2 protein-coding genes and 2 pseudogenes are annotated in these 1,680 nt (G+C 36.5%); 3 read left to right on the forward strand and 1 reads right to left on the reverse strand.

Translation table 11 applies throughout. The features are described 5' to 3' along the window. Positions 1–37: 37 nt before the first annotated feature. Complete coding sequence (locus ACY3FQ_RS01550; protein WP_489773534.1) at positions 38–649, reverse strand: hypothetical protein; 612 nt, start codon at positions 647–649, stop codon at positions 38–40. Positions 650–1,051: 402 nt separating this feature from the next. Between ACY3FQ_RS01550 and ACY3FQ_RS01555 the strand changes: the two are divergent. From ACY3FQ_RS01555 to ACY3FQ_RS01565, 3 genes and pseudogenes are all read left to right on the forward strand, one after another. Then, a pseudogene (locus ACY3FQ_RS01555) lies at positions 1,052–1,347 on the forward strand (type II toxin-antitoxin system RelE/ParE family toxin). After that, positions 1,340–1,495: pseudogene (locus ACY3FQ_RS01560) on the forward strand (transcriptional regulator); the annotation flags it as partial. The pseudogenes ACY3FQ_RS01555 and ACY3FQ_RS01560, both read left to right, overlap by 8 nt. Further along, the coding region (locus ACY3FQ_RS01565; RefSeq protein WP_489774442.1) for a hypothetical protein at positions 1,485–1,680 on the forward strand (196 nt) is incomplete at its 3' end. The pseudogene ACY3FQ_RS01560 and the gene ACY3FQ_RS01565, both read left to right, overlap by 11 nt.

Here is a 1,680-nt window from a genome sequence, read left to right on the forward strand (position 1 = left end):
AATAAAGTTTAAAAACTAACCCTAACTTTAAACAGGCTTATCTATGCTCCAGAATGGATAAAAAGGCTTCGATAAAGCTAGGCAGTCTTTTATGATGGATCTGACCAACCTTAATCACTTCATAGGTCAGACCATCAGCTTGAAGGTTGTGACTTTCAGCTTTTAATTTTTGCAATGTCAACTGTAAGCCTTTTAACCATTCTTCAAGTGCCTTGATCGGAATATCATTTTTAAGATCTCCACCTTGCATGGCAGTTTTAAAATGACTCAAGGTCGTACTATCCTTAAAGCAGGCTTCCACCTGATGTTCAGTACTTTCAAATAGGTCATGCTTGATCACAAATAAAAATTTTCCAATCGTTGGCTTAAGTGCGCTGAGATAAATATTTTTTTCATTCAGGGTATATCTTTTATTTCTGGTATTAATAAATTCTGAATTCCAGCCTTGAGATTCTAGAAAATGATCCATTTCAGCGAAGATGAGATCAGTGACTTGTTCCTCAATGCGTTCTGCGAGTTCCTTCAGTTCATGACTGAGCACGATCAGATTATTTTCCAGCTTTGAGCGCTGGGATTTTTCTTCATCATGCTGCTTGGATTGGGCCAAAATGGCTTGGAAGCGTTGTTCAGGCGTCATGATTTTACTCACTTGATATGCAGCCTTGATCACTTAATCATGTGACTGAAAAGCTTTAATTGCAAGCAGGTAAAAAGGGGGATATTTGGGAAGACTTTAAAATAAAATATATATTTTTACCGATATAAATTATTGTTTTTAAATTTAATAGACTTCCGTCATAAATCAAAAAACGTACAATTTATTTGATCTTAAATTAATCAGCAAAATTATTTAATTCAAGGGATAATTCTTGGATGAAATTCAAAGATATTCAAAAATTATCAGACGTTAAATTTCGTAGGCTTACCGGTGTTAGTTGGGCTACATTTAACCTCATGTTGGCCGAGCTAAATAAGCATTTACCTTGTCATATTGGTAAAGGACGACCGCATAAATTACCATTGGAAGATCGTTTGCTCTTATGTATAGAATATTGGAGAGAATATCGAACATTTTTTATCTGATGAGGAATATCGTCAACTTCAGCAAGATCTTTTGGTACAGCCTGATAGAGGTGACCTAATCAAGAATGGCGGTGGTATCGCAAAGTACGTTATGCTCAAGGTAACAAAGGGAAAAGTGGTGGGATACGGGTGATTTATTATTGGGTCACCGAGGATGATCAGATCTTTTTCTTAGTGGCTCATCCAAAATCAGTAAAAGATAATTTAACAGATAAGGAAACCGCTATTCTGCGCCAACTCGTGAAGGAGCAATTTCATGGATAACAACTTATTTGATGACTTGGTTGCTTCAATCAAAGAAGCTGGAGCTATCAAACGTAAAGAAGTTAAAGCAAGCCGAGTTAGAGAACTCGAATTGCCTGATATTAAAGAAGTACGTGAAAAAACTGGCTTGAGCCAAAATGAATTTGCTGAGTAGCCTGGGATTGAGTTATGCGTTGATCGCAGATTTCCTGCAAGACCCACAATCGTTTAAGTTCTTTATCCGACATAGACACCAACATATCAAATCGTCCGCTAAGGAAATTGCAAAAGTGCATATTCTAAAAGCGGACATTTTTACTTTGGAGAAACCGGACATTTCTATTTTGGAGTTAC

This window comes from Acinetobacter sp. AB03 (assembly GCF_058107045.1).